Annotated in this window: 18 protein-coding genes; 3 read left to right on the top strand and 15 right to left on the bottom strand. The window is 42.3% G+C overall.

Translation table 11 applies throughout. The features are described from left to right. Window positions 1-14: 14 nt before the first annotated feature. From ACOB82_RS07505 to ACOB82_RS07495, 3 genes are all read right to left on the bottom strand, one after another. Window positions 15-1,583, bottom strand: a complete 1,569-nt coding sequence (locus tag ACOB82_RS07505) for an amidohydrolase family protein (protein WP_448212344.1) — start codon at window positions 1,581-1,583, stop codon at window positions 15-17. 815 nt (window positions 1,584-2,398) lie between these two features. Further along, window positions 2,399-2,572: a helix-turn-helix domain-containing protein gene (locus tag ACOB82_RS07500; protein WP_448212343.1), complete on the bottom strand. Its 174-nt coding sequence runs from the start codon at window positions 2,570-2,572 to the stop codon at window positions 2,399-2,401. Between the two features lie 230 nt (window positions 2,573-2,802). Beyond that, window positions 2,803-4,053 (bottom strand): carbohydrate porin, encoded by a 1,251-nt coding sequence (locus ACOB82_RS07495; protein ID WP_448212342.1) that lies wholly within the window; start codon window positions 4,051-4,053, stop codon window positions 2,803-2,805. Here ACOB82_RS07495 and ACOB82_RS07490 point away from each other — a divergent pair. After that, entirely contained in the window at window positions 4,044-4,253 is a 210-nt protein-coding gene (locus tag ACOB82_RS07490) for an IS3 family transposase (protein ID WP_448212341.1), read from the top strand. The two genes, ACOB82_RS07495 and ACOB82_RS07490, sit on opposite strands and share 10 nt — an antisense overlap. Window positions 4,254-4,431: 178 nt before the next feature. Here ACOB82_RS07490 and glmS read toward each other — a convergent pair whose 3' ends face one another. Both glmS and ACOB82_RS07480 read right to left on the bottom strand, forming a co-directional pair. After that, window positions 4,432-6,264 (bottom strand): glutamine--fructose-6-phosphate transaminase (isomerizing), encoded by a 1,833-nt coding sequence (gene glmS, locus ACOB82_RS07485; protein WP_448212340.1) that lies wholly within the window; start codon window positions 6,262-6,264, stop codon window positions 4,432-4,434. 10 nt (window positions 6,265-6,274) lie between these two features. Next, window positions 6,275-7,042: a DeoR/GlpR family DNA-binding transcription regulator gene (locus ACOB82_RS07480; RefSeq protein ID WP_448212338.1), complete on the bottom strand. Its 768-nt coding sequence runs from the start codon at window positions 7,040-7,042 to the stop codon at window positions 6,275-6,277. A 147-nt stretch (window positions 7,043-7,189) separates the two neighbouring features. Between ACOB82_RS07480 and ACOB82_RS07475 the strand changes: the two genes are divergently transcribed. After that, the gene (locus ACOB82_RS07475) at window positions 7,190-8,824 is read left to right on the top strand and encodes a methyl-accepting chemotaxis protein (RefSeq protein WP_448212337.1); all 1,635 of its coding nucleotides are present in this window, start codon (window positions 7,190-7,192) and stop codon (window positions 8,822-8,824) included. 205 nt (window positions 8,825-9,029) lie between these two features. Beyond that, window positions 9,030-10,082, top strand: a complete 1,053-nt coding sequence (locus ACOB82_RS07470; RefSeq protein WP_448212336.1) for a murein transglycosylase domain-containing protein — start codon at window positions 9,030-9,032, stop codon at window positions 10,080-10,082. A 39-nt stretch (window positions 10,083-10,121) separates the two neighbouring features. Here ACOB82_RS07470 and glmU read toward each other — a convergent pair whose 3' ends face one another. From glmU to ACOB82_RS07420, 10 genes are all read right to left on the bottom strand, one after another. Beyond that, complete coding sequence (gene glmU / locus ACOB82_RS07465; RefSeq protein WP_448212335.1) at window positions 10,122-11,483, bottom strand: bifunctional UDP-N-acetylglucosamine diphosphorylase/glucosamine-1-phosphate N-acetyltransferase GlmU; 1,362 nt, start codon at window positions 11,481-11,483, stop codon at window positions 10,122-10,124. Window positions 11,484-11,904: 421 nt separating this feature from the next. Next, on the bottom strand, window positions 11,905-12,327 hold the full coding sequence (locus tag ACOB82_RS07460; protein WP_448212334.1) for a F0F1 ATP synthase subunit epsilon: 423 nt from the start codon (window positions 12,325-12,327) through the stop codon (window positions 11,905-11,907). 51 nt (window positions 12,328-12,378) lie between these two features. After that, the gene (gene atpD, locus ACOB82_RS07455; protein ID WP_448212333.1) at window positions 12,379-13,764 is read right to left on the bottom strand and encodes a F0F1 ATP synthase subunit beta; all 1,386 of its coding nucleotides are present in this window, start codon (window positions 13,762-13,764) and stop codon (window positions 12,379-12,381) included. A 41-nt stretch (window positions 13,765-13,805) separates the two neighbouring features. Then, window positions 13,806-14,666 (bottom strand): F0F1 ATP synthase subunit gamma, encoded by an 861-nt coding sequence (atpG, locus tag ACOB82_RS07450; RefSeq protein WP_448212332.1) that lies wholly within the window; start codon window positions 14,664-14,666, stop codon window positions 13,806-13,808. 28 nt (window positions 14,667-14,694) lie between these two features. Beyond that, window positions 14,695-16,236, bottom strand: coding sequence for a F0F1 ATP synthase subunit alpha (gene atpA / locus ACOB82_RS07445; protein ID WP_448212331.1), 1,542 nt, complete (start codon window positions 16,234-16,236; stop codon window positions 14,695-14,697). Between the two features lie 13 nt (window positions 16,237-16,249). Continuing rightward, a complete protein-coding gene (gene atpH, locus ACOB82_RS07440) occupies window positions 16,250-16,783 on the bottom strand; it encodes a F0F1 ATP synthase subunit delta (RefSeq protein ID WP_448212330.1) in 534 nt (177 codons plus the stop codon). A gap of 14 nt (window positions 16,784-16,797) precedes the next feature. Beyond that, window positions 16,798-17,268 carry a F0F1 ATP synthase subunit B gene (gene atpF, locus ACOB82_RS07435; protein ID WP_448212329.1) on the bottom strand — a complete coding sequence of 157 codons (471 nt, stop codon included), beginning with the start codon at window positions 17,266-17,268 and terminating at the stop codon, window positions 16,798-16,800. Window positions 17,269-17,320: 52 nt separating this feature from the next. Next, the gene (gene atpE / locus ACOB82_RS07430; RefSeq protein WP_089153031.1) at window positions 17,321-17,542 is read right to left on the bottom strand and encodes a F0F1 ATP synthase subunit C; all 222 of its coding nucleotides are present in this window, start codon (window positions 17,540-17,542) and stop codon (window positions 17,321-17,323) included. Between the two features lie 136 nt (window positions 17,543-17,678). Beyond that, the gene (atpB, locus tag ACOB82_RS07425) at window positions 17,679-18,464 is read right to left on the bottom strand and encodes a F0F1 ATP synthase subunit A (RefSeq protein ID WP_448212328.1); all 786 of its coding nucleotides are present in this window, start codon (window positions 18,462-18,464) and stop codon (window positions 17,679-17,681) included. A 12-nt stretch (window positions 18,465-18,476) separates the two neighbouring features. Continuing rightward, entirely contained in the window at window positions 18,477-18,869 is a 393-nt protein-coding gene (locus ACOB82_RS07420; protein WP_448212327.1) for an ATP synthase subunit I, read from the bottom strand. Window positions 18,870-19,017 lie beyond the last annotated feature (148 nt).

The following is a 19,017-nucleotide window of genomic DNA, read 5'->3' as shown; positions in this document are numbered from 1 at the left end:
AGATGAATCTCGGCTTATTCAACGATAGTCGCACGAACCGGCTTTCCTGGGAAAACATCCTTCAATACCTTCGAATCCTCGACAACCACGACTCCGCTGACCACGACGAATGGAATGCCGGTGGAAGGAAGAGTGTTTTTATCGAGCGGTAGATCCGAATTGTCTGTCACAGTCTTAGGATTGAAGACCACAATATCGGCATCGGCTCCTTCCTGCAGACGGCCTTTCTTTTTCATTGACTCGACTCCGTTCTTCCCGAGGTAGTCGGCCCACAGGTAGGACATCTTAGAAATGGCTTGCATCAGGGTAAGATCACCCAGTTTGCCTTCACGATGCCAACGCAGCACCCGAGCCCGGGTTCCGGCACCGCGAGGGTGACCAACCGCCTTAGCGAAGGGCAGATCCCATTCTGTCGCCTGTTTGCCGGTTTCCCTGTTGAAGTAAGGAAAGGCGTCAGAGCCAATAAGGATGTCCGGATGAGCCACGCCCTTGATGACCATTTCCTCAGGCGCATGATAAAGGTAAACCGGATGGGTGGGTTCCTCCTTCACCAGCCTCTCATAGGTTTCCTTGTCCAGTGGCTTACCAGTCAACTGGTCAACGATATCCTTGTATTCTCGGCCAAAATTACGCTGGTAGTTGTCCGGCTTCAGATAGTCTGCCTGAACCCCATTGCCGGCCGCGCCATAGTTGTAAGGATAGATTTCGAGGATGACCGGATGCCCTTCTGAGCGAACACTCTCGATGTAGGTCTCGATCAGCGGCATCTGATTCCCAGACGTCGAGTGGTAGTGGGCAAGAATGGTGCCCCCCCCGTAAACAAGCGCCGGATCAACGATCTCCTGTGTGGCCAACATACCCGACGTCGGTGGAGACTGGCTCATAAAGCGCACGTGGTCGTGGGAGAAGCGGCCATACTGCGCAACCAGTTTGCGCAGACCGATCAACTCGTCCGAGGTGACAGCCTCGCTCATGTAGCCAACCGTAGTACCAACACCGAGAGCTCCCTGCTTGAGGTTCATCTCGATTTGATTAAGGATCTTCTCAATTTCCTCCGGCGTAGCCAACTTTTTAATGTAATCGGTACCGAAGTCGAACCCACTAAAGAAATCGTTGGTTACCGCCCCATCAACGGAGGCGTAGTCGGGATCGAACACAGCTATCCTGGCTCCCAGAAGACTGGCAGTGGCTCCATAGTTCGCCTGCGACTTGCCTTTCTTGGCCGCGTACCACTTATTGGTATCGACAAGGCCCACTTCAAGGTCTAGGGGCGTGGTTAATCCATCACGAAGCCCTAACTTCACGCCAAAGGGGCTGTCGATATAGTGTACGTGCCCGTCGATAAAGCCCGGAGCAACTACGTGCCCGGTGGCATCCACGGTTTTCTTTCCGGTCAACTTTTCTGCGGTGATCTTGACGATCGTGCCATCGGTAATGCCAACGTTTACGACCTTGTCGAAGCCGGTTTCGGGATCCATGACCCGGCCATTATTTATCACGAGATCGTAATTCTGTGCGTGAACGACCGTAATCGCTCCCGCGCAGAGCACACCCGTAATTAACGCCCTTAAATTAGCTTTCATAAGTTTTCTCCCTTACATTTTTGCTTTCATATAAAACTCAGTTGTTCCTTGCTTTTCACAGCAAAAAATTTATTGTGTAGATCGATAAAGCCTGATGAAAAAATCTTGCCTGCAGCATCAATGGCTCCTTCACCCTAAATTTTATCTTAGGCTATTACGGCGATTTTGCCATCTTTGATACCGACATTAGCAATGCGGTCATTATTAATCACCAAATCGTAATCTGCTGCAGATACAAGCAGCACAAAAAAACAACACAGGCCATAGTCAAATAAAAATAAATGTACCTTCAGCAACCCAGATTAAACTTCCATTCTACTTTGTTAAGAGCCCAGAACATTCATTACCAGAATCAATACCAATGAGAACTATCTTCTATTTTTCTTTTAAATTTTAACGACTTTATAGGTCGCTTCACATTCTAAGAGCGTCTCTAATTCTCTAAGGTAAACGTAAAACTTAAATAAATTTCAGTTCTGAGGCATTGATTGAAATCAGCCAAAATATTATCACATTGTTACACCTAGTTACTACAACGTTATCATAATGTTATACCAAGTTACCATAATGTTATTATAACGTTATAACTATAGTGGGAGTTCAGATATAAATGCAAAAAATTTTTCAAACCTACAACCAACTTTTGGGTTCGGTGTCGAGACCAGCAAAAGAGTAAGCTTCCCCAGAAATAGGGCATATAACATATCAGGAACAATCGAGGCCGCGCTCGAACAATTGGTCATCTCAAATTTTCTACTCTGCTTCTCGAGCATGAATAACCCGCAATCATCATAATAATATGACATGTGTCGTCGTCATTTGGCGCCAATTTCGCGTAATTGGTTTGGTGCGACCCCAGAAATGCGCCAAAAAAGTTGCGAAAAATTCGACTTGTCAGTAAATCCACAATGACGGGCAATTTCCTTAAGTGGCAAATCCGTAGTCAAGAGCATTTTCTTCGCTTTGGAGAATTTTGCGTCATCGAGCAATCTGGCAAATGACTAAGGGGGGAGCGACAATTGCTTAGTGTTTCAGGTAGCGATATGTTGCGCTTACGCTGGAATACTTTCTTTGATTACGTCGAGGAAAAAATTTTGACCTTCACTCAACTTAATCAATAACGTAAAACTCTGACAATAACTCGGCAACATCGGCGTGATTTGAAGACGAACCGGCGTGATAAATAGGGCGCAACACTTTACTGGCCAGCTATCCTGCCCTAAAGCAAAAATCGCACTCTTAGCCCAACTAGGTAGATGAAATCCTCATCAGGGTTGCGCGCTGGATTTGAAATAAGTTGCACACTCGGCGTTAATTGCAGCGCTTTTGCCACCTGCCAGCGATAGAAGATTTCGCTGGTGTATTGGTCAACAAGCTCAGTACCAAAGGTGTTTTTATTGGGTCGGCCCCAGTTGATGGCAAGCCCTAATAGATTATCTTGCGTCTGTTGAAAGCCCAGGCCGATGGAAAGTGAGGCCTCTAAATCGCTACCACTATCTTCTGCCCAGCCGCCACGGATAAAAGGAATATACTTGTCAGCTATATCGGCGTTCAGTGAGAAGCTTACTCCCCAGCCTTCATTGATTTCAAGTTCGGTTCTTTCATCAATTTGCCATAAACTAACGTGCAAATTATTAAGATAGATTTGGTCATTCTGTGGAGTCCAGTGCAGATCAATATTTTTAAAGGTTTCGAAATCATTAAAAAAGGTATCGATACTCTGAAATACGTCGGTTGAATTACCGTTGGCATCGGCAATCCCGGCTACGGCGTACAAGGAATCTGAAAGCCAGGTTGCAACGACACCACCCAGCGCACCATCGGGCAGTACACCCATGGTTCCAGATCCAGTTAAAAAAACTGAATTGGTAAACGCTGTCCAGGGGCTAGCGAATAAATAAACGTCGGTATAGTCAGTTACATCCAGAAAACCGACAAAGCTCACTGCATTCGATTGGTTGAAGTTCTGTCGCCAATAAAAATTCGTGGTGCGAAAATGTTGATTGCTGAATCCTGTCACGATGGTTCCTATATAGCCCAATTCAGCGCCAACGCGCTGGGGTGCTACATCGCTATAGGCATCGCGGCTTTCAAATTTGTAAATTAAACTGCCGGTATTTGTCGTGTCGCTGCCAGTCAGATCCCACTTCCCATAGAATCGAAGCACTCCGCTAGTGGCATTATTGTCGCCAAGGCTTTCACTTGCTCTATATGTGATGAAGATATAATCTGTACTGAAGTTTAGACCAGTGTCTTCTGTAACTTCTTTTTTCCAGGTTTGCCAAGTTTCAAGATAATGGTGCGAGATGCTGGTATCTTTTGGGGTGTGGTCATTATTGAGTTGGTTAGTTACTGCTCCTGGGCTCGCAAACGTATCTATATTTTCTAATTGCTGTGTTTGGCCTTGGCTCTTTACGTCTTCTGCGGATTGCGCCGCCAATAAGGATGATGAGATAAAACATGCAATCACTGCATAATGCCGTTACTGAACGTTTTTTCCGTAGCTTAAAGTCAGAACGAATTAACTATCGTCGTTATCAAACAAGGCGTGAAGCGATGGCTGATATAATTGATTACATCGAGCCGTTTTATAATCAGAAACGGCGACATTATAAATTAGGGAATATCTCACCAGCAGAATATGAGATGAAATTAAGAAAAAGTGCCTAAAGAAGTCTCCAAGTTTATTTGACTGTTACATAGAGTAATACTCTTTAGAACCCTGAAAAGTAAGAAGACTCCACTAATGGAGACTTCCTGCTTTCCAACTTTGTTAAGTTGTTTCCATCTTTATTTAGACGTTTCCAACTTTATTTAGAATCTACACAACTCAGTAGGTTATTTGACCTTATTCTACTGTCACCGATTTTGCCAGGTTTCTCGGTTGATCAACATCTGTGCCTTTGATGATAGCTACATAGTAAGAGAGCAACTGTAAAGGCAAGGTATAAACAATTGGCGCGATAATGTCGCTGCAGTGTGGCACATTAATCACTTTCATTGTGTCATCACTTTCAAAGCGGGCATCGGCATCAGCAAACACATACATTAAGCCACCACGGGCGCGCACTTCCTCTACATTAGATTTTAACTTTTCAATTAAATCATTTTTCGGTGCGACGACAATTACCGGCATTTCAGCATCAATTAAGGCAAGTGGACCATGCTTTAATTCACCGGCAGCATAAGCTTCGGCGTGAATATAAGAAATTTCTTTTAATTTTAACGCACCTTCCATCGCAATAGGGTATTGATCACCACGCCCCAAGAATAACGAATGGTTCTTATCAGCAAAATCTTCCGCCAACTCTTCAATAGCACCTGCAAGTGCAAAGGTTTCTTCAATTTTATTTGGCAACATGCTTAATGCTTGCGTGATAGCTAACTGCTCATCATGACTCATGCCATGGTGTTTGCCTAACGCTAGCGTCATCATCATTAAACCAACCAGTTGGGTAGTGAACGCTTTAGTTGAGGCTACACCAATTTCAGCGCCAGCTTTAGTCATAAAAGCGAGATCAGACTCACGCACTAAGCTTGAACCTGGGACATTACATATTGCTAAGCTAGCGCTGTAGCCCAACTCTTTAGCCAGACGCAATGCTGCTAAGGTATCTGCAGTTTCGCCCGATTGAGAAATAGTGACTATCATGGCATTTTTCGGCACATGAGATTTGCGATAACGGAATTCACTGGCAATTTCAACATTGCATGAAACGCCAGCATATGCTTCTAACCAATAACGCGCCACCATGCCCGAATGGTAACTGGTTCCACAGGCAATAATTTGCACATGCTCGACATTTTTAAAGATTTCGTCTGCACCTGCGCCAAAGGTATCAATATTAAGCTCGGCGCCAGATAAACGACCTTCAAGCGTATTACGAATAGCACTAGGCTGTTCATAAATTTCTTTGAGCATATAGTGGCGATATTCACCTTTATCACCAGCGTCATGGCTAACATCAGACTCTTTAGCTTCGCGCTGTACTGGCTTGCCATTTACATCAAAAACATTGACTTCGAAACGTGTAACTTCGGCAACATCACCTTCTTCAAGAAAGGAAAACCTACGTGTAACAGGTAAAAGCGCCATCATATCAGACGCAATAAAATTCTCTCCTAAGCCATAGCCAATCACCAGTGGGCTACCAGAGCGCGCAACCACAATGCGATCTTTGTCATTGGTATCCATGATTACCGTACCGTAAGCGCCTTCTAGTTTACTTACTGTGCTTTGTACTGCCGCTAATAAATTGTCATGTGACTTAAGTTCATGGTGGGCAAGGTGAGCAATCACCTCAGTGTCGGTTTCAGAAGTAAACTCATAGCCTAATGCTTTAAGCTCTGCGCGCAATTCCTCATGATTTTCGATAATACCATTGTGCACCACCACGATATTTTCAGATGAGACATGTGGGTGAGCATTCATTTCACTTGGCGAACCATGAGTTGCCCAGCGGGTATGCGCAATACCGGTACCGCCAACAACAGCACTGTCTTTTATCGCATCAGCTAACGCTTGTACTTTACCAAGACGACGTACACGGCTGAGCTGGTTATCGCTATCGATTACGGCAATACCTGCAGAATCATAACCACGGTATTCAAGGCGTTTTAAGCCTTCAACCAGTATTTCTGCTACATCACGCTGTGCTACTGCACCTACAATCCCACACATAAAATTATCCTTAAATTATACTGGCGCAAATAACATTGACGCCTTTAGCTATTAACGCATTCTTGATTTCAGTGCTAAGGTCACTGTCCGTAATCAAGATATGTATTTTTTGCCACGGCAGTTCCAAATTTGGAATGCGACGGCCAAATTTTTCAGATTCCACCATAACGATGACTTCTCTGGCAACTTCAGCCATGGTTTTACTCAAACCAATTAGCTCGTTGAACGTGGTGGTTCCTCGCTCAATATCGATACCATCAGCACCGATAAATAATTGATCAAAATCGTATGATTTCAGCACTTGTTCAGCGACTTGCCCTTGGAACGACTCAGACGTTGGATCCCAAGTTCCGCCAGTCATCAGTAAGGTTGGTTCACTCTCTAATTCATTTAATTTAGAAGCAACTGCTAAAGAGTTAGTCATCGCCACTAAACCTTTTTTATCACTTAAGTGATTCACCATGGCAGATGTGGTTCTGCCACTGTCTATAACGATACGGTAATGATCTTTTATTAGCTTTGCCGCCGCTTGGCCGATCGCTTCCATTTGCTGAGACAAGTTATCAGTCGGTTGTTCAACTATCTCTTTTGGTAATGAAATAGCACCACCATAGCGCCTAAGAAGTAAGCCGCTATTTTCAAGTGCCGCCAAATCCTTTCGAATCGTAACTTCTGAAGTTTTAAATCGCTTAGCCATGGCATCAACACTGACTTCACCGTGTTGATTTAATTCACTAAGAATAATATGGCGACGCTGTTGCGTGTTTCTTTTAGACATAAATAACCACTAAAGTTTCGAATCGAAAGAATTATAGTTTCAAAAGAAACAAAGTCAAATACTCTCCTAGTTACGCAAACTTTAATTAAAGTGTCTATAGTTGTATCAAAACCTGTTGGTGTTATAGGTACTAATAAAGGTAACCATATGAATTTTAATAGCATAAGAGTGAAATATACCGCGACGTTTTGTGCAATTGCCTTGTTCTTTATCGTACAAGTTCTAATGAGTATTTCTCTGGTTTCTAAAACCAAATCAGGTATGGAGTTATTTGGTGAAACTTTTAATCCAGCAATTTCGGCAGTAATTAACGCTGATCGCGATTTATATCAAGCAAGAGTTGCTGAGTTGCAAGCACTTTATCCTGACGTAAACCCAGAGGGCATTGCTGCGGCCAAAGTTGATCTTGATGAAAATGCCCAACAAGCATTAGATCGCATGAATAAATACAAGCAACTGCTAAAAGCTTACCCTGATATTTTACAGAACCTTAGTGGCTTTGATAGTGCCTATAAAAACTGGCTAGATGAGGTAAACAAAGTTTTCACGCTAGTAGCTTCAGGTAAGATTAACCAAGCGAAAACAGTCAGTGACACCACATCATTACAACGATTTGACGAATTACGAGATTTTTATGACAAAGCGGGAGAAATGGCTGATAAAAAAAGCGCTCACACCAGTGAAGTCACGTTAGATGAAGTAAGCAGCAGCCAGTTTATTTTATTAATCATCAGTATAGTGGTTGTTGGCGCAACCTTGGTTTCTGGCATTATTGCTCCTAAAGCAATGGCTGATGCGCTTGAGCGGCTTTCTGAGAAAATTAGAGATCTTAATTCGGGTGACGGTGACTTAACGAAACGAATAGCTTCTACTCGTAAAGATGAAATAGGTGATGTTGCCCATGAGTTTGATGAATTTATTCAAGGCTTAGCTGACTTAATTCGGTCAATTGCCGAACAATCTACCCAAGTTATTGCAGGCGTAAGTAATTTACATACAGGCGCTCACCAAATAAAAGACACCAGCATGCACCAAGCAGACTCTGTTGAAACAATCGCTACCGCAGTTAATGAAATGTCTTACGCAATCAAAGAAGTTGCTCAGAACGCGCAATTAACCGCTGATGAAGTCAACCATGTTAACGAACTAACCCGAGAAGGAAGTCAGATAACTTCGGAAGCGGTTAACGAAATTCAAAGCCTTTCACAAACGGTTAATCAAGCGACTGAAGTTATCTTAAGGTTGTCAGAAAACTCCAGCAATATTGCCTCAGTGCTTGATGTTATTCGCGGTATTGCTGAGCAAACGAATTTACTGGCATTAAATGCTGCGATTGAGGCAGCGCGCGCTGGCGAACAAGGCCGAGGCTTCGCTGTAGTGGCTGATGAAGTTAGAACCTTAGCCGCTCGTACTCAACAATCTACCGAAGATATTCAAAAAATGATTGAGACATTACAAAAAGGGGTAGATGAAGCAGTTTCTGCTATTAATTTAGGTAACAGCGCCACTCAATCTAGTGTCGAGCTTTCCCAGCAAACACTAGAAGCGTTCGATAAAATATCTAGTGCTTCTAGTCGGGTTATCGATGCTTCAGCGCAAACTGCCACCGCGACAGAAGAGCAAAGTCAGGTTGCTGAAGATGTCAGCAAAAATCTTACGGTGCTCTCTGATCAAACCTCTAGTAACTATAAAATGGCGGAGGATAATGGAGAACAAGCAACTGAGACTATGAATATGGCACAAACATTAAGTAATTCTGTTACTCGTTTTAAATTGGATTAGCCAGTGTTGCACTTTCACTTTTACAATAAGCCAGTGTTTGCACTGGCTTTTTAGGGTTTAACAAGGTAAAACAGCCTCAAACCCTGAAGTTTTAGTGCCAATGTATTATTTTTACCTTGTATCCCTTTTTTCATTAATTTTGCTTTTCGGTTGTCAATCAACTCCCAATATCAGCTCACCTGATGCCATCAAAAAGTTAGTAAAGATGGTCAATGAAAATCCCGAAAATGTCGGTGAAGTTATTAAACAAGCTGAACGAAGTCATCAAGCAATTGAGCAAGATATTCAAACTATTAGCCAGGCTTTTGCAGAGCTTGAAGCATTAATTAATAAACGCTGGGGCAAATCTAATAGTGAACTACCATCAAAGAAAAAGTACGTTAAATACAGTAATGATTATCAGGCCAGAGCGGTCGTCGACTTTGAAGCGGGTACGGTAGTGGTTGAAACCATCGCGCAAAAAAATGCACAAGCTATGTTGCAACAAGCCATTGTCACTACCTTGTTAACCCCTGCTGATCCAAGTAAAACAGATATTTTTTCAAGTGAAGCGCCACGCATAGGTGAAACGCCATTTTTATATGACCAAGTCCTAGATCAAGATCAAAAAGCGATTCGCTATCAATGGCGAGCAAATCGCTATGCTGACTTTTTAATTGCCAACGAATTACAGATACAAACAAACGCGGGGAAAACCATACATCATACGCAATTTAACTTGGTCAAAAATCATCAACAATTAAGAAAACTTCAATACAGTGACTATGTGCTGCGCTCTGCTAAGCAATATGATATTGCTCCCTCATTAATTTATGCAATTATTGAAACTGAAAGCAGCTTTAACCCTTTTGCGGTGAGCCATGCAAATGCCTATGGTTTAATGCAAGTGGTTCCAGCAACTGCTGGTCGAGACGTTTATCAAAAAATTAAAAATGTAGCAGGACAACCAAGTAAACAAACGTTATTTGATGCGCAGAAAAATATCGATATTGGTACCGCTTATTTACACTTACTAGATCAACGCTATTTAAATGCAATTATTAACCAACGTAGTAAACATTATTCGGTAATTTCCGCCTACAATGGTGGTGCAGGAAACGTCTTTAAAACTTTTGATAAGGATAGAAATAGGGCGCTTCGCGATATCAATAAGCTTTCTGAAAAGTCAGTATTTTGGGCACTAACTAATAAGCATCCTAGTAGTGAGTCGCGCTGCTATTTATTGAAAGTAAATGAAAAACAAAGAAAGTATCAGTGATATAAAAAAATATCACTGACACAAACGTTATGGTAAGGATTAGCTTTTCTTTGCTGGTCGCTGCCAACCAGTGATATTACGCTGCTTACCGCGAGCAACGCCTAATTCATTATCAGCAACATCTTTAACAATCACAGAGCCTGCACCCGTGGTTGCCATATTGCCTATGTTAACTGGTGCAACGATCGACGCATTTGAGCCGATAAATGCGCCATCACCAATAATAGTTTTAGATTTATTCACCCCGTCATAATTACAGGTAATAGTACCAGCGCCAATATTAGCCTTTTTACCGATTTCGGCATCACCTAAATACGTTAAATGACCCGCTTTTGAGCCTTCTCCTAACGTTGATTTTTTCATTTCAACGAAGTTGCCAACATGGGCATCACGCTTAAGTTCAGAGCCTGGACGAATGCGGGCAAATGGACCAACAGACGCTAAGTCGCCAATAATTGCGCCTTCGATAATGGTATTTGGTTTAATTTCAGCGCCTTTACCAACTTTACAGTCTTTTAAAATACAGTTTGCACCAATAATCACTTCATCTTCTAACTCAACATCACCTTCAAAAATACAGTTAATGTCGATTTTAACTTCCTGACCAACCAATAAGTTACCACGAATATCAATACGCGCCGGATCACGTAAACTGGCGCCAGCAATCATTAACTCTTCTGCTTGGCGGTATTGGTATGCACGCTCTAGTGCAGCTAGCTGTACGCGATTATTAGCGCCTTCAACCTCGATTTCCGTATCAGGGTGGGCAGTAGTGATTTTTTTGCCTTCAGCATGCGCCATCGCGATGATATCAGTTAAATAATATTCACCTTGGGCATTGTTATTCGAAAGATTCGACAGCCAGCGTTTTAAGTCACCGCCTTTGGCTAGCAATATACCGGTATTACATTCATTAATTGCTAATTGTTCTTTGCTGGCATCTTTTTGTTCGACAATACCGACAACCTTCCCTGATTCACGAATAATCCGGCCGTAGCCAGTAGGATCGGTTAAATGAACCGTTAACAACGCCATACCATCAACTGGTTTAGCCGAAATAAGACGTTCAAGCGTAGATTCTTTGGTTAAAGGTACATCGCCATAAAGCACCAAAATATCTTCATCATCTTTGATAAATTCTTTTGCCATATCAACGGCATGGCCGGTGCCTAATTGTTCTTTTTGCTCAACAAAGGTTAAGTCTTTACCGGTAATTTGAGCTTTTAGCGTGTCGCCACAAAAGCCGTACACTAGATAAATATTTTCGGCATTAACTTGACGGGCAGCATCGATAACATGCTGAACCATAGGTTTATGGGCTACCGAGTGTAATACTTTTGGTAGCGACGAACGCATGCGAGTACCTTTACCCGCGGCGAGAATGACAACAGAAAGAGACATGATTAATCCGTTAAATAATTATTCGTTATTTCACTTAATTGTGGTTATTTTAACGAGCTTTGATGACAATTTATACTAGGGTCTGTTGATCTTTAATTTTAGTCTCGGCTATAGGCTAATTTTTAAGCTGACAAGGCGAACAGAGTGTAATGTAGTTATTCTACATTAACGATTTTCAACGCAGTTAGGTTGAAGATTAGCCATAGCCCTTCGGGTTATTTTGAAAAAGAGCCACTCTTTGTTGCTTAATATGCATTTGGAACAACCAAACTTTATATTAAGCGCCGCGATTGACCGCTTTTTCAAAAACAACAGAGTTATAAACTGAGAGATCAACAAACCCTAATAAAAAAGCGACCGATTACTAAGTAAAGGGTCGCTTTTTTTATCACTAAAACTTAGTGCTAAATCTACTAAGTGGCTATAGCTTCTTCTTGGCTGCTTGAATAACACGTAGTTTGGCAACTGCGCGTGCTAATTCTGCAGCAGCTTCAGCGTAATTAACGTCGTGACCGTGAGCATTTAAGTGCTCTTCTGCACGAGCTTTCGCTTCTTCAGCTGCTTGTTCATCCAAGTCTTCAACGCGAGCAGCGACATCAGCTAACACGGTTACAGAGTTTGGTTGAACTTCTAGCATACCGCCAGAAAGATAAAGCACTTCTTCTTCACCGTGTTGTTTAACGATGCGTGCCATACCAGGTTTTAGTGAGGTCAGTAAAGGTGCGTGACCAGGCATAATACCTAATTCACCTTCACTACCAGTGATTTGTAATGATTCAATACGGCCAGAGAATAACTCTTCTTCCGCACTTACTACATTCAAATGTACAGTCATTGCTGCCATTGTTTGACCTCCTAACATTTAACCGCTAGCGCTAACTAGCGGTTAAGCACCTTACATTGATTTAGCTTTCTCGATTGCTTCTTCGATAGAGCCAACCATGTAGAACGCTTGCTCTGGTAAGTCATCATATTCACCAGCAAGAATACCTTTAAAGCCAGCAATAGTGTCTTTAAGTGGTACATACTTACCAGGTGAACCTGTGAATACTTCTGCAACGAAGAATGGTTGAGATAAGAAACGCTGAATCTTACGAGCACGGTCAACCGTTTGCTTGTCTTCTTCAGATAACTCATCCATACCTAAGATAGCAATGATATCTTTAAGCTCTTTGTAACGTTGTAATGTCGTTTGAACACCACGTGCAATATCATAATGCTCGTTACCAACCACTAATGGGTCAAGTTGACGAGATGATGAATCTAGTGGGTCAATCGCAGGGTAAATACCTTGTGCCGCGATATCACGAGAAAGTACAACTGTTGCATCTAAGTGAGCAAAGGTAGTTGCAGGGCTAGGGTCAGTTAAGTCATCCGCTGGTACGTATACCGCTTGGATTGATGTAATTGAACCTTTCTTAGTAGAGGTAATACGCTCTTGTAAGATACCCATTTCTTCAGCTAGGGTTGGTTGGTAACCTACCGCTGAAGGCATACGACCTAGAAGTGCTGATACTTCAGTACCCGCTAGTGTGTAACGGTAAATGTTATCAACGAAGAAAAGTACGTCACGACCTTCGTCACGGAACTTCTCAGCCATTGTTAAGCCAGTCATCGCAACACGTAAACGGTTACCCGGTGGCTCATTCATCTGACCGTATACAAGCGATACTTTATCAAGTACGTTTGAATCGTTCATTTCATGATAGAAATCGTTACCTTCACGAGTACGCTCACCAACACCAGCGAATACTGAGTAACCACTGTGCTCGATAGCGATGTTACGGATAAGTTCCATCATGTTTACGGTTTTACCAACACCAGCACCACCGAATAAACCTACTTTACCACCTTTAGCGAATGGACATACTAAGTCGATTACTTTGATACCAGTCTCTAACAATTCGTTAGCCGCAGCTTGCTCTTCATATGAAGGTGCTTCACGGTGGATAGACCATCTTTCTTCTTCACCAATTGGGCCAGCTTCATCAATCGGCTCACCCAATACGTTCATAATACGACCCAATGTTGCAGTACCTACTGGAACTTGGATGTTATTACCTGTGTTTTCTACGTTCAGACCACGACGCAAACCGTCTGATGAACCCATAGCGATAGCACGTACTACACCACCACCTAATTGCTGTTGTACTTCAAGTACTAAGCCTGAAAGGTCACCTTCAGTTACTGTTAACGCGTCATATACCTGAGGTACAGCATCTTGTGGGAATTCTACATCCACAACTGCGCCAATGATTTGGACGACTTTACCTGTACTCATGTTTAATCCTCTAATCTGTGCTCTTAAAAAAGAACCTTTGCTTAAACCGCTGCTGCACCTGCACAAATTTCACTCAATTCTTGAGTGATACTTGCTTGACGCGCCTTGTTGTATACCAACTGTAGGTCGTTGATTAGGTCACCTGCGTTATCAGTTGCGGCTTTCATCGCAACCATACGAGCAGCTTGCTCACACGCTAGGTTTTCAACAACACCTTGATACACTTGTGATTCCGTGTAACGAACTAATAATTGATCAAGTAATACTTGAGCATCTGGTTCGTACAAGTAATCCCAACGGTGTTTAATTTCGTCATCGTCAGACTTAGGCAAAGGTAAAAGTTGATCGATTGTCGGCTGCTGAGTCATAGTATTTACAAACTTGTTGTAAACCACGAACAGCTTGTCTATTTCGCCATTGTCATAGGCATCCAACATAACACGTACTGAACCAATTAGGTCAGTTACTGATGGATGATCACCTAGACCAGAAACTTGTGCCGTGACTTTACTGCCCATGTTGTTAAAGAATGCAGTAGCTTTAGAACCCACTACACCAAATTCAACATCAGCACCTTGCTGTTGCCACTTAGCAGCGTCAGCAAGTACTTGCTTAAATAAATTAATATTTAAGCCACCACACAATCCACGGTCAGTGGAGACAACGATATAGCCTACGCGCTTAACTTCACGCTCTTCCAAATATGGATGGCGATATTCTAAGTTACCTCGCGCGATGTGACCGATCACATTTCGCATATTTTCAGCGTATGGACGAGAGGCAGCCATAGCATCTTGCGCTTTACGCATTTTGCTGGCTGCAACCATTTCCATTGCGCTGGTGATTTTCTGCGTATTTTTTACGCTTCCAATCTTCGATTTTATCTCTTTAGCGCCGGACATGACTATTTCTCTCCGAAAAAGTTAACTATTACCAAGTTTGAGTAGACTTGAACGTATCAAGTGCTTTAACCAAACCTGCTTCAATATCTGAGTTATAGTCGCCTTTCTCGTTGATAGTAGCCATCAACTCAGCTTGCTCATTATTGACGTATGATAATAATGCAGCTTCAAAATCAACTACTTTGTTGATAGCTACATCATTTAAGTAGCCTTTCTCAGCAGCGAATAATGATACAGCTGTTTCAGCAACTGATAATGGGCTGAATTGCTTCTGCTTCATTAACTCAGTTACGCGCTGACCGTGCTCTAATTGTGCACGAGTTGCGTCATCAAGGTCAGAAGCAAATTGAGCAAACGCCGCTAATTCAGCGTATTGTGCTAATGCTAAACGGATACCACCACCAAGTTTCTTGATGATCTTAGTTTGTGCAGCACCACCAACACGAGATACAGAAATACCAGCGTTAACCGCAGGACGAATACCTGAGTTAAATAGGTTAGATTCTAAGAAGATCTGACCATCGGTAATTGAGATTACGTTAGTTGGTACGAATGCAGAAACGTCACCAGCTTGAGTTTCAATAATTGGTAATGCCGTTAAAGAACCTGTTTTGCCTTTAACTTCACCGTTAGTGAAACGCTCAACATAAGCTTCGTTTACGCGAGCAGCACGTTCTAATAAACGAGAGTGCAAGTAGAAAACGTCACCTGGGTATGCTTCACGGCCTGGCGGACGACGTAAAAGTAATGAAATTTGACGGTAAGCAACAGCTTGCTTAGACAAATCATCATATACGATTAACGCATCTTCACCGCGGTCACGGAAGTATTCACCCATAGTACAACCAGAGTATGGTGCTAAGTATTGAAGTGCTGCAGCTTCTGATGCAGACGCTACAACAACGATAGTGTTTTGTAATGCGCCGTGCTCTTCTAAGCTACGTACTACGTTAGCAACAGTTGATGCTTTTTGACCAACAGCTACGTAGATTGACTTAATACCAGTGTTTTTCTGGTTAATAATTGCATCTAAAGCGATCGCTGATTTACCAACTTGACGGTCACCAATGATAAGCTCACGCTGACCACGACCAATTGGAATCATTGAGTCGATTGATTTAATACCAGTCTGTACTGGCTCATCAACTGACTTACGATCGATAACACCAGGTGCTACAACTTCGATTGGTGCGAAACCATCGTTGTCGATTGGGCCTTTGCCATCAATAGGCTCACCTAGCGTGTTAACAACGCGGCCTAAAAGACCACGACCTACTGGTACTTCCAAAATACGGCCAGTACCTTTAACTTTTACGCCTTCAGCAAGGTCCGCGTAAGGACCCATAACAACCGCACCTACAGAATCACGTTCTAAGTTCAACGCGATTGCATAGCGATTGCCAGGAAGTTCGATCATCTCACCTTGCATTACATCAGCAAGACCGTGGATGCGAATGATACCGTCTGTTACAGAAACGATAGTACCTTCGTTACGAGCTTCACTAACTACGTCAAACTTTTCAATACGATTCTTGATCAGTTCGGCGATTTCAGTGGAATTCAGTTGCATGCTCTGTTCCCCGTTAAGATTGCATTGTTGTTGCTAAACGGTCCAATTTACCTCTGATTGAACCATCGATTACCATGTCACCTGCTTGAATTACCAAGCCAGACACAATTGTTGCGTCAACAACACAATTAAGCTTCACTTTACGAGCCAAACGCTTTTCAAGCGCGGCGCTAATATTTGATTGTTGGTCTGCCGTTAATTCAATGGCAGACGATACATCCACAGTTACTTCTTTATCAAAATCTGCTTTTAAAGCAGCAAATTGTTCAGCAACTTGAGGTAGCACCAACAGACGTCCGTTTTCAGCCATCACTTTAATTAAGTTTTGACCGTTTTCATTTAGCTGTTCACCGCAAACGCCCAAGAAAATTTCTTTGGCTTGCTCAACTGATGCACCACCAGAAAGGTAGTTAATCATAGTTTCATTTTTAGAAACTTCGGCAGCAAACACTAGCATTTCTAACCAAGTGTCTACCGCTTTTGATTCAACAGCATAGTCGAACGCTGCTTTAGCGTAGGGACGAGCAACCGTTGTCAATTCAGACATAGCTCATTTCCCTCTTAAAGTTCAGCGACTAATTTATCTAAGATGTCGCTATGTGCAGCGGCATCAATTGAACGCTCGAGAATTTTCTCGGCACCTGCAACAGCTAAAGCAGAAACTTGCTTACGTAGCTCTTCAGTTGCACGGTTGCGCTCAGACTCAATTTCTGCATGACCAGAAGCGATGATTTTTTCACGCTCTGCTTGTGCTTTAGCAGCCGCTTCATCAATCATTTGAGCTTCGCGTTTTTTCGCAGCTTCAATGATTTCAGCAGCTTGTGCTTTTGCTTCTTTAAGCTGTGCTGCAGCTTTCTCTTGAGCAAGCTCAAGATCTTTAGCAGCACGGTCAGAAGCAGCTAGACCATCAGCAATAGTTTTTTGACGGTCTTCAATAGCAGCCATAATTGGCGGCCACACAAACTTCATGCAGAAGATTACAAATACGATAAATGCAATAGATTCACCGATAAGGGTTGCATTAATATTCATATTCGTTAGCTCCTAATATCTATTAAATTCGCAGGGTTCGTCGGTATTACTCTTATGCACCAACAGCGAATAATAGGTATAAGCCGATACCAACACCGATCATAGCGATCGCATCGATAAGACCAGCTACGATGAACATTTTAACTTGAAGTTGTGGCGCTAACTCTGGTTGACGAGCAGCTGACTCAAGGAATTTACCACCTAATAGACCAAAACCAATCGCAGTACCTAAAGCACCTAAGCCGATTAGCAATGCAACAGCGATATATAACATATTTATCTCCGATTATTTAAAGTAAGTTATAAAGTTAAAAATTAAAAAACTGTTTTGTGGACATCCTGTCCTAAACCCTTCGGGTTTATTGCTACCTAAGTTTTCTCAGGTAGCTGCCTAACTCAATCCCGAAGAGTTAGTGATCTTCATGCGCCAAGCTTAAATACACGATGGTTAACATCATGAAAATAAACGCTTGAAGCGGAATAACTAATAAGTGGAACGCTGCCCATAGGAAGTGAACCGGCAATTGGAATAAACCAATCGTTGCAATCAAGATAAAGATCAACTCACCAGCGTATAAGTTACCGAACAAACGTAGGGCAAGTGATACCGGACGAGCGATTAGCGTTACCGTTTCCAAAATAAAGTTCACTGGAATAAACGCAGGGTGATTGAAAGGTTGTAACGTTAACTCTTTCGCAAAACCACCTAACCCTTTAATTTTGATTGAATAGTAAATAATAAGCACAAACACACCAATACTTAATGCAAAGGTCATGTTCATGTCAGTAGTAGGAACTGATTTGATGTAAACATCATGCGGATCCATACCAAATGCATGTTGGCCAATTAAACCAGCAATTGTTGGGATCCAGTCAACTGGAATCCAGTCCATTGCGTTCATTAACAAAATCCATACGAAAATTGTTAGTGATAATGGCGCAATTAACGCATTTTTACCGTGGAAGGTTTCTTTAACGCTTTTATCGACAAACTCGACAACCATTTCAACTGCACATTGCATTTTACCTGGTACGCCGGTAGTTGCCTTTTTAGCGACTGAACGGAAAGTTAATAAGAAAACCAAGCCCAAGAAAATAGACCAGCCGAGAGTATCGACATGGAAGGTCCAAAATCCTTCGCCAACTGACCAGTTGGTTAAATGGTGCTTGATATAAGAGCCAGTATCTGCTGCCATCTTGTATCCCAATTATTGTTGATTAAAAGTAAACTTGTACGTTGCGGCGTAGATGATGGGCGTCAACACCGCAATTAAATATGTGCTGAATAATGGCGCTAAAGGCAGCGAGAAAAACTTAAAACTTAAGGCAAATAAAAATGCCGTTAGTACCATTTTCAATTTAGCGCCTTTGAAGAATGAATCCATCACTAACTTCGAGGCGCTAGCTCCCGCATATTTAAATGCGTAAAGAGCAAACACAAAATTAGGGATTATGCCAATACACCCTCCAGCTAACGCTGATAAGGCGTGACTTAACCCCCAACTAAAATAAACTACTGCTGTAGAAACTAAGGTTAGTGTAGATGCTAACATCAATTGCTGCCGCATTAATTGGCGACCAGGCTTTAACAATTGATTCAATTTAACAACCTCTAACGAAAACCTTCGTAAATTCTACGTTTTTTACAAGAAAATATTTCCTGTCAAAAAATCCGTGCAAGTATACTGAATTACCGTTTTATTGCAACAAAATAGGGCGCTGAAAGCCCTTATTTCGTGCAAAAATTTT

The sequence above is a fragment of the Colwellia sp. MEBiC06753 genome (assembly GCF_053470325.1).
This window is presented reverse-complemented; position numbering and strand designations above follow the sequence as displayed.

What these genes read in the sequence shown, in the direction of transcription:
- ACOB82_RS07505 (WP_448212344.1), bottom strand. Translation starts at nt 1,583, where the DNA reads ATGAAAGCTAATTTAAGGGCGTTAATTACGGGTGTGCTCTGCGCGGGA.
- ACOB82_RS07490 (WP_448212341.1), top strand. Translation starts at nt 4,044, where the DNA reads ATGCAATCACTGCATAATGCCGTTACTGAACGTTTTTTCCGTAGCTTA.
- glmS (WP_448212340.1), bottom strand. Translation starts at nt 6,264, where the DNA reads ATGTGTGGGATTGTAGGTGCAGTAGCACAGCGTGATGTAGCAGAAATA.
- ACOB82_RS07480 (WP_448212338.1), bottom strand. Translation starts at nt 7,042, where the DNA reads ATGTCTAAAAGAAACACGCAACAGCGTCGCCATATTATTCTTAGTGAA.
- ACOB82_RS07475 (WP_448212337.1), top strand. Translation starts at nt 7,190, where the DNA reads ATGAATTTTAATAGCATAAGAGTGAAATATACCGCGACGTTTTGTGCA.
- ACOB82_RS07470 (WP_448212336.1), top strand. Translation starts at nt 9,030, where the DNA reads ATGGTCAATGAAAATCCCGAAAATGTCGGTGAAGTTATTAAACAAGCT.
- glmU (WP_448212335.1), bottom strand. Translation starts at nt 11,483, where the DNA reads ATGTCTCTTTCTGTTGTCATTCTCGCCGCGGGTAAAGGTACTCGCATG.
- ACOB82_RS07460 (WP_448212334.1), bottom strand. Translation starts at nt 12,327, where the DNA reads ATGGCAGCAATGACTGTACATTTGAATGTAGTAAGTGCGGAAGAAGAG.
- atpD (WP_448212333.1), bottom strand. Translation starts at nt 13,764, where the DNA reads ATGAGTACAGGTAAAGTCGTCCAAATCATTGGCGCAGTTGTGGATGTA.
- atpG (WP_448212332.1), bottom strand. Translation starts at nt 14,666, where the DNA reads ATGTCCGGCGCTAAAGAGATAAAATCGAAGATTGGAAGCGTAAAAAAT.
- atpA (WP_448212331.1), bottom strand. Translation starts at nt 16,236, where the DNA reads ATGCAACTGAATTCCACTGAAATCGCCGAACTGATCAAGAATCGTATT.
- atpH (WP_448212330.1), bottom strand. Translation starts at nt 16,783, where the DNA reads ATGTCTGAATTGACAACGGTTGCTCGTCCCTACGCTAAAGCAGCGTTC.
- atpF (WP_448212329.1), bottom strand. Translation starts at nt 17,268, where the DNA reads ATGAATATTAATGCAACCCTTATCGGTGAATCTATTGCATTTATCGTA.
- atpE (WP_089153031.1), bottom strand. Translation starts at nt 17,542, where the DNA reads ATGTTATATATCGCTGTTGCATTGCTAATCGGCTTAGGTGCTTTAGGT.
- atpB (WP_448212328.1), bottom strand. Translation starts at nt 18,464, where the DNA reads ATGGCAGCAGATACTGGCTCTTATATCAAGCACCATTTAACCAACTGG.